This is a genomic window from Micromonospora sp. 4G55, from assembly GCF_016803375.1.
This window is the reverse complement of record NZ_JAEVHN010000254.1, coordinates 1-8,205: the sequence shown is the minus strand read 5'-3', so window position 1 is coordinate 8,205 and position 8,205 is coordinate 1. Positions and strand designations below refer to the sequence as shown.

8 protein-coding genes and 2 pseudogenes are annotated in these 8,205 nt (G+C 74.0%); 3 read left to right on the top strand and 7 right to left on the bottom strand.

Going from position 1 to position 8,205, the window contains the following annotated elements; genetic code table 11:
* On the bottom strand, positions 1–445 hold a 445-nt coding region (locus JNW89_RS20215; protein WP_238450081.1), incomplete at its 3' end, for a hypothetical protein.
* Positions 446–600: 155 nt separating this feature from the next.
* On the opposite strand from JNW89_RS20215, the gene JNW89_RS20210 reads away from it, so the two are divergent.
* Positions 601–831 (top strand): hypothetical protein, encoded by a 231-nt coding sequence (locus JNW89_RS20210; protein WP_238450080.1) that lies wholly within the window; start codon positions 601–603, stop codon positions 829–831.
* A 17-nt stretch (positions 832–848) separates the two neighbouring features.
* Here the strand turns inward: JNW89_RS20210 and JNW89_RS20205 are convergent, their stop codons facing one another.
* From JNW89_RS20205 to JNW89_RS20185, 5 genes and pseudogenes are all read right to left on the bottom strand, one after another.
* A complete protein-coding gene (locus JNW89_RS20205) occupies positions 849–1,106 on the bottom strand; it encodes a UBP-type zinc finger domain-containing protein (protein ID WP_238450079.1) in 258 nt (85 codons plus the stop codon).
* A pseudogene (locus tag JNW89_RS20200) lies at positions 1,103–2,682 on the bottom strand (Na+/H+ antiporter). The gene JNW89_RS20205 and the pseudogene JNW89_RS20200 overlap by 4 nt, the downstream one beginning before the upstream one ends.
* Before the next feature lie 36 nt (positions 2,683–2,718).
* Positions 2,719–3,674: pseudogene (locus JNW89_RS20195) on the bottom strand (TIGR03885 family FMN-dependent LLM class oxidoreductase).
* A gap of 42 nt (positions 3,675–3,716) precedes the next feature.
* The gene (locus JNW89_RS20190) at positions 3,717–5,129 is read right to left on the bottom strand and encodes an NADP-dependent succinic semialdehyde dehydrogenase (protein WP_238450078.1); all 1,413 of its coding nucleotides are present in this window, start codon (positions 5,127–5,129) and stop codon (positions 3,717–3,719) included.
* A 12-nt stretch (positions 5,130–5,141) separates the two neighbouring features.
* The gene (locus tag JNW89_RS20185; RefSeq protein ID WP_238450077.1) at positions 5,142–5,405 is read right to left on the bottom strand and encodes a DUF6343 family protein; all 264 of its coding nucleotides are present in this window, start codon (positions 5,403–5,405) and stop codon (positions 5,142–5,144) included.
* A gap of 322 nt (positions 5,406–5,727) precedes the next feature.
* Between JNW89_RS20185 and JNW89_RS20180 the strand changes: the two genes are divergently transcribed.
* Both JNW89_RS20180 and JNW89_RS20175 read left to right on the top strand, forming a co-directional pair.
* Positions 5,728–6,339: an antibiotic biosynthesis monooxygenase gene (locus tag JNW89_RS20180; RefSeq protein ID WP_238450076.1), complete on the top strand. Its 612-nt coding sequence runs from the start codon at positions 5,728–5,730 to the stop codon at positions 6,337–6,339.
* Between the two features lie 130 nt (positions 6,340–6,469).
* A complete protein-coding gene (locus tag JNW89_RS20175) occupies positions 6,470–7,321 on the top strand; it encodes a GDSL-type esterase/lipase family protein (protein WP_238450075.1) in 852 nt (283 codons plus the stop codon).
* Positions 7,322–7,472: 151 nt separating this feature from the next.
* Here the strand turns inward: JNW89_RS20175 and JNW89_RS20170 are convergent.
* On the bottom strand, positions 7,473–8,205 hold a 733-nt coding region (locus JNW89_RS20170; protein ID WP_238450074.1), incomplete at its 5' end, for an EcsC family protein.

Sequence of the window (8,205 nt, the reverse complement as noted above, 5' to 3'; positions counted from 1 at the left end):
CGCCGGGCTGGCCGGGTTCGCCCTGGCGGCCGACACCCACCTGGCGTACCAGGTGCTGGTGGTCGGCAACGCGGCCACCTATCTGGTGTCGGCGGCGCTGCTGATGCGACTGCCCGGCTACCCGCCCCCGGCGACCCCGGCGCGGCCGACGACGTCCGGTCGGGCGCGGGGCGCTGCGGGACCTGCCGTTCCTGGCCGTCAGCGGGGCGTCGGCAGTGCTGGCCCTGCACGCCACGGTGCTCACCCTGGTCGTGCCGCTGTGGACGGTGAGCCGGACCGGGGCCCCGCCGGCCGTGGTGTCGGCGGTGCTGCTGGTCAACACGTCGCTCACGGTGCTGCTGGCGGTGCGGCTCGCCCGGGGCTCGGACACCGCCGTCCCGGCCGCCGCTGCGATGCGCCGGGCCGGCCTGGTGCTGGCGGTGGCGATGCTGCTGTACGCGGCCACCACCGGGCACCCCGGCCGGGCCGCGACCGGCCTGCTGGCTGCTCGCCACCGCCGTCTACACCGTCGGCGACCTGTGGCACGGCACCGCCGGCGCGGGGCTCGCCTACGGCCTGGCCGCGCCGGAGTCGATCGGGGCGTACCAGGGGGTCGACGGGTTGCTCGCCGGCCTCGCCCGGGCCGTCGGACCGGCGCTGCTGACCTGGGCGGTCCTCGACGGCGGGGTCGCCGGGTGGGGCGCGCTGGCCCTGCTCTTCGCGCTCGTCGGGCTACTCGTCCCGACCCTGACCCGGCGGGCTCTCGCCGGCGGTGCAGGGCAGGCGACGAAGGACGTGCCCGCACCGGCGCCCCGGGCTGCCGCTCGACGGAGAGCCGCCGGCCGCCACTGATCCGGGAACCGGACCGGTCAGCCGATCTCCTCGTCGACGAAGCACCAGCGCCAGGTCTCTCCCGGCTGGATCGAGCGCATCACCGGATGCTCGCTGGACTCGAAGTGCTTCGTCGCGTGCTGGTACGGCGAGGAGTCGCAGCAGCCGACGTGCCCGCAGGTCAGGCAGGCGCGCAGGTGCACCCAGTAGTCGTTGCCGATGGCGACGCAGTCCGGGCAGACGTCCTCGGCCTGCAGCTCGGGGTTCCCCGCCTCGGTCAGGTGCTGGCAGCTCACTGGTCAACCTCCCGGGTCAGCAACGACTCCTCCAGGTCCAGGTCACGATAGGCCCGCACCAGCACCTCCTCGGGGATCCGCCCGGAGTCGCGCGCGGCCCGGTACACCTCCCGCTCGGCGTCGATCATCTCCTGCCGGAGCCGGCCGTACGCCTGGGAGGGCGTCTCCCGGCCGCCGCCGCCGAGCTGTTCCCAGGCCAGGTTGGTCCGTGCCTCCAGCACCTCCCGCAACCGCTCCACCACCGACGACGGCGCGCCGGGCGCCAGCTCGTACAGCCGGTCCCGGGCGGCCTTGCTGGCCTGCTGCTGCACCGCGGCGGCGGAGAGCGCGTCCTGCACCGGGTCGTCCGGCGGCAGCTTGAGCCGGCGGGCCACCATCGGCAGGGTGGCGCCCTGCCCCACCAGGGTCACCACGATCACCGCGAAGGCCAGCCAGATGAACAGCTCCCGCTGGTACGACCGGCCGCCGGCCAGGGTCAGCGGCAGGGCCAGCGCGGCGGCCAGGGTCACCACCCCGCGCATCCCGGCCCAGCCCAGGACGATCGGTACCTGCGGCGGCGGGACCGGATCCCGACGCCGCACCCGGGGCACCAGCCGGGCCAGATAGGTGGCGGGGAAGAGCCAGACGAACCGGGACAGGAAGACGGCGAGCAGCACCGCCCCGGTGACGCCGGCCAGCCAGCCGAGCGGCTCGTCGAGGTCGCGCACCACGTCGCGCAACTGGAGGCCGACCAGCAGGAAGACCAGCCCCTCCAGCAGGAACCGGGCCAGCCGCCAGAACGCGCCGATCTGGAGCCGGGAGGCCGCCGACATCAGCCGCGGCATCTTGTGGCCGATGCCGAGCCCGGTCACCACGACGGCGACCACGCCGGAGGCGTGGATCTCCTCGGCGGCGAGGACCACCGCGAACGGCACGATCAGCGACAGGGCGTTGTCCAGCAGCGCGTCGGAGGTCCGATGGTGCAGGTAGCCGAAGACCACCACGCCGAGCAGGCCGACCAGGACGCGCCGCCGGCGGAGCGCAGCACCTCCCAGGCCACCTCCCCGAACTCCACCCGGCCACCGCCGGCCGTCGCGGCGATGATCGAGACGCGGAGCAGCACCAGCGCCGTCGCGTCGTTGACCAGGCTCTCGCCCTCCAGGATGGTGACGATCCGGCGGGGCAGCCCGACCCGCCGCGCCACCGCGGTGGCGGCGATCGCGTCGGGCGGCGCCACCACCGCGCCGAGCGCCAGGCAGATCGCGTACGGCAGATCCGGCAGGAGCAGGTGCACGACGGTGCCCACCACGAACGCGGTGAACAGCACCAGCCCCACCGCGAGCAGCAGGATCGGCCGCAGGTTGAGCCGGAACGCCGGCACCGACGTCTCCAGGGCCGCGACGTAGAGCAGCGGCGGCAGGATGCCGACCAGGACCAGGTCCGGGTCGAGCCGCACCTGCGGGAAGCCGGGCAGGAAGGACAGGGCGAGACCGAGGATCACCAGCAGGATGGGCGCGAGCACGCCCAGCCGCCGGGCGAGCGCCGCGCCGAACGTCGCGATCGCGAGGATGACCACGACGTCGAACAGAGCCTCCATGGGTACGAGCCTAGGGGGCGCGCCGCCGGGACGAGATCAGGCCGTGGTCCGCAGCTTCGGCAGCACCTCCGCGCCGAACGTCTCGATGAAGGCGCGCTGCTCCTGCCCGACGTGGTGCAGGGCGATCTGGTCGAAGCCGAGCTCGACGTACTCCTCCAGCCAGCCGACGTGCCGACCGGTGTCGGCGGAGATGTTGACGACCTCGGCGACCTTCTCCATCGGCACCTGCTCGGAGACCGCGTCGAAGTGCTCGGCGGTGTCCAGGTCCCAGCAGATTGGCGGGGCGAAGACGTTGCCGCGCCACTGGTCGTACGCGATCGCCTCGGCCTCGGCCTGCTCGGGCGCCCAGCTGACGTGCACCTGAAGGTGCAGCGGGCCGCGACCGCCGGCGTCCCGGTAGGCGTCGATCATCTGCCGCAGGTGTGCCGTAGGGGCGTTGACGGTGATCAGGCCGTCCGCCCACTCGGCGCACCAGCGGGCGGTGGCGACGCTGACCGCCGCGCCGATCAGCGCCGGCGGCTGTTCCGGGCGGGTCCAGAGCCGGGCCCGGTCGACCCGGATCAGGCCGTCGTGGCTGACCTCCTCGCCGGCGAGCAGCGCCCGGATGACGTCGACGCACTCGCGCAGCCGGGCGGCGCGCACGTCCTTGCGCGGCCAGCCGTCGCCGGTGATGTGCTCGTTGCTCGCCTCGCCGGTGCCCAGCGCGGCCCAGAACCGGCCCGGGTACATCGCGCCGAGGGTGCCGATCGCCTGCGCGATGATCGCGGGGTGGTAGCGCTGGCCGGGCGCGTTGACCACACCGAACGGCAGGCCGGTGGCCTGGAGGGCGGGGACCACGCGAAGCCGGACTGGCCCTGCCGGGCGCTCCACGGCGAGAAGTGGTCCGAGGACATGGCGGCGTCGAAACCGGCCCGCTCGGCGTGGATCACCGCCTGCAGCAGCCGGCTCGGGTGGATCTGCTCGTGGGAGGCGTGGAAGCCGAACTGCGTCATGGGCTCCTCCCTACCCATGACGGTGTCCGGCCAAAAGCGGGGCTACTCGGCGTGCGCGCCGGCGCCGGCCGATGCCGCGCCCTCGCCCACCCACACGGTCTTGGTGTTGCAGAACTCCCGCATGCCGACCGCGGACAGCTCGCGGCCGTAGCCGGAGTTCTTCACGCCGCCGAACGGCAGCTCCGGGTACGAGGTGGTCATCCCGTTGATGAACACGCTGCCGGCGTCCAGGTCGGCGGCGAAGCGCTCCTGCTCCTGCGGGTCGGTGGTCCAGGCGTTCGAGCCGAGGCCGAAGGCGGTGCCGTTGGCGACCTCGATCGCCTCCTCGTACGACGACACCCGGAACAGGCCGGCGACCGGCCCGAAGACCTCCTCCGACCACATCCGCATCTGCGGGTTCAGGTCGGTGACCACGGTCGGCGGGTAGAACCAGCCGGCGCCGGCGGGCTTCTCGCCGCCGCAGAGAACGGTGGCGCGGTGATCGACCGCGTCCTGCACCTGGGCGTGGATCTCGTCCCGGCCGCCCTCGCTGGCCAGCGGCCCCACGTCGGTGTTCGCGTCCATCGGGTCGCCCACCCGCAGCGCGGACATGTTGGCCGCGAACTTCTCGGCGAAGGCGTCGAAGACGTCGGTGTGCACGATGAACCGCTTGGCGGCGATGCAGGACTGGCCGTTGTTCTGGCAACGGGCGGTGGTGGCGACCTCGGCGGCGCGGTCCAGGTCGGCCGACGGCATCACCACGAACGGGTCGCTGCCGCCGAGTTCCAGCACCGTCTTCTTCAGCTCCCGGCCGGCGATCTGGCCGATCGAGCGGCCCGCCCCCTCGCTGCCGGTCAGCGTGGCGGCGCGGACCCGCGGGTCGCTGAGGATCCGGTCCACGGCCTCCGAGCCGACCAGCAGGGTGGTGAACGCGCCCTCGGGGAAGCCGGCCCGGCGGAACAGCTCCTCCAGGTAGAGGGCGGTCTGCGGCACGTTGGAGGCGTGCTTGAGCAGGCCGGTGTTGCCGGCCATCAGCGCTGGCGCGGCGAACCGCATCACCTGCCAGAGCGGGAAGTTCCACGGCATCACCGCGAGCACCGGCCCGATCGGCTGGTACCGCACGAAGGCCCGCCTGGCCTTGACCGCGCCGGCGTCGGCCGGCTCGTCGGCGAGCATCCGCTCGGCGTTGGCGGCGTAGAACCGGCAGGCGGTGGCGCACTTGGTCACCTCCGCCTGGGCCGCGACGTACGTCTTGCCCATCTCGGTGGTCATCAGCCGGGCGGTGGCGTCCCGTTCCGCGTCGAGCAGGTCGGCGGCGGCGTTCATCCACTGCGCCCGCTGGGCGAGCGTGGTGCCGTGCAGGTCCCGGAACGCCACGTCGGCCCGGTCGATCGCGGCGTCGATCTGCTCGGCCGACATCGGCTCGTACGACTTGAGCAGCTGGCCGGTGGCGGGATTGGTGGTGGCGATGGGCATCTCGTACTCCTGTCACTCGAAGAGTGAGTGCCGCGCGCCCGGCTCCTCACGGCGGCGCGCGGCGCGGCGGCGCTGGATGATGACCAGGTCGGCCACGGCGACCACGGCGAAGACCGCGCACACCACGCCCAGCCAGACCACGTCGGCCCAGAACGCCAGCACCGCGAAGACGGTCATGGTGACCAGGCCGAACAGGGCCAGCGCGAGCCGGAGATTCAACGCGCTGTACGCGTGGCCGACCGTGCCACGGGCACGCCGGGGCTGCGATCTCGTCATTCCTCCGGCCTACCCCCGCAGGACGGGCCCTAACCGCCCGCCCCAGCCGCCGCACCGATCGCCGCCGTCCCACTCGCCGCCCCGCCGCGAACCCGGATCCCGGGCCCGGTTTGCGGCGGGTTGCGCCATCCGGCCCCGACGTCACCGCGACACGCCGCAAACCGGGCGGGGCCGACGGGCTCAGGGTCCGGAAGGGTCGCAAAGGAGGGGCGGTGATGCCGGCCACGGAGCGGGTATGCCGCGGATGCGGCCGGCGGTGGGTTGCGTTACACCGGTGCGCCACGACCGGGCCGACACCGGCGCGGGCGGGAAGGATGAGGGCATGACCACGACCCACGCGATGCCGGTTACCGTCGCCATCGCCCGGCGCGTCGACCCCGCGCGCGCCCACGAGATGGTCGCCTGGATGCGGGCCGGCAGCGCGCTGGCCGAGAGCTTCCCGGGTTTCCTCGGCGTGGGCTGGGTGCAGAGCGGCCCCGGCTCGCCGGAGTGGCACATGCTCTACCGCTTCGCCGACCACGAGACGCTGCGCCGCTGGGAGGAGTCCCCGCAGCGGAACTGGTGGCTCACCTCCGCGCAGGGCATCGTCGAGCACACCCGGGTCGAGCGACGCACCGGGATCGAGGGCTGGTTCGACCCGCCGGTCGACCACGTGGTCGAGACCCTGGCGCCGGCCGTCGGCGAGCCGGCCGTGCCGGTGTCCCCGCCGCGTTGGAAGCAGGCGGTGACGATCTGGCTGGCGTTCTTCCCGCTGAGCCTGACCGCCACCCTGCTCACCGCCCGGTTCATCGGCGGGGTGCCGCTGGCCGCGCGGACGCTGCTCATGACGCTCTGCCTGACGCCGCTGATGACGTACCTGGTGCTGCCCCGGATCACCCGGGCGCTGCACTGGTGGCTGCACGGGCAGCGGCCACCGTGGCGAGCGTCGCGCTGACCCGTCCTATCAAATCCATGTTTCTAAATATTTACTCTGCCTGAAAGTCGACACGAGCGGCCCGACCCGGCCGGTCGCCCCCGTAGAGTTACCGCGCTGTCGCTCTGCGCCGCCGGACCGGGGGAAGACAATGCCTCGACGCTGGGTCGCCGCCGTCGCCTGCCTGCTGGCGCTGGTCGCCCTCGCGTGCGAGGAGGGCGGCAGCGCCTCGCCCCGGCCGACGCGGGAGTCCGGCCAGTCCGGCCTGCCCACCACCATGGCCGCGCTCGGCGACTCGATCACCACCGGCTTCGGCTCCTGCCTCGTGCTCACCTCCTGCCAGCGCAACTCCTGGTCCACAGGGGACGGCATCCGGGTGGAGAGCCACTACCGCCGGCTGCTCGAGGCCAACCCGGGCATCCGCGGCCGGGCCCACAACCACGCCGTGCCCGGGGCGCGCGCCGAGGCGCTCGCCGAGCAGGCGCAGGCGGCCGTACGCGACAAGGCCGACTACGTGACCGTGCTGATCGGGGCCAACGACGCCTGCCGCGACGACATCGACACGATGACGCCGGTGGCGACGTTCCGCACCCAGGTCGACCGTGGCCTGCGGGTGCTGCGCAAGGGGCGACCGAAGGCCCGCGTGCTGGTGGTGAGCATCCCCGACCTGTACCGGCTCTGGGAGGTCGGGCACACCGACTCGCGGGCCACCCGGATCTGGCGGGCCGGCATCTGCCCCTCGCTGCTGGCCAACCCGACCTCCACCGCCCCGGCCGACCGGGCCCGCCGGGCCAGGTTCCGCGACCGCATCGACGACTACAACGCCCAGTTGAAGGCGGCCTGCCGGGCGTACGGGACGCGCTGCCGGCACGACGGCGGGGCGGTGCACCGGGTGCGCTTCACCCTGGACGAGGTGAACGGGCTCGACTGGTTCCACCCCAACGTGGCCGGGCAGAACCGGCTCGCCGACGTCAGCTTCTCCACCGCCGGCTGGCGACTCTGACAAGCACTCCGAGCGGGTCACCGGGACGGTCGGCAGAGCCTGAGCTGGAACGGTCGGCCGCCGACCGCGGGCGGCGTGGACCGCTGTTGCCCACCGGGCACGCGAAACGGCGGTGCCCCGGAGACCGGGGCACGCCGTGCTGCCGTGCGGGTCAGGAACGGCGAGGCTGCGGCACGCCGCCCCGACCGGCCCGGTAGAGCGCGCGGGCGCGCTCGGCGAGGTCCTTGGTGGCCGACGAGTTGGCCCAGGTGCCGAGGATGATGGCGGCGCCCGGCACGACCTTGGCGAACATCCGCTTGGCCGCGCGGACCCCGGCCATCTGGGCCAGCCGCACACCGAGGCGGAGCATCACCTTGCCGAGCGGGTTCTGCGCGCCGTGGCCGAACAGCGCCCCGGCGCGTTCCCGCCCCGCCGCCACACCCAGGGCCAGCCGGGCGCTCTCGGCAGCCTTGTGCACCTTCTGCAGCACCAGCAGGTCGGTGGCCCGGTCCGGGTGCACCGGGTCCACCCCGTACGCGGCGGCGATGTGCAGCACCATCCGGGCCTGGGTCCAGGCCAGCACGCCGACGTCGATCACCGCGCCGGGGAGCCCGGCCGCGCCGGAGACCGCCCCGGAGAGTCGGGCCAGGTTCACGAACTTGCCGACCGCCTGGTCGGCGAGGTCGTCGGCGGAGACGTCGGGGCGCTCGGCACGGGCCCGAGCCGCCCACTCGGCGGCCTCCGGCCCCAGCCGGCGCACCGCCTCCAGGGCGAGGTGCTCCGGTGCGTACTGCGGGTCCTCCCGCATCCGGTCCCAGAGCCGGGCGGGCGGCGCCTCGGGGGCGTCCGGCTCCCCCGCCCGGGTGGCCGGCGGGGTGACCGCCGCCGCAGGGCTGGCCGGCGGC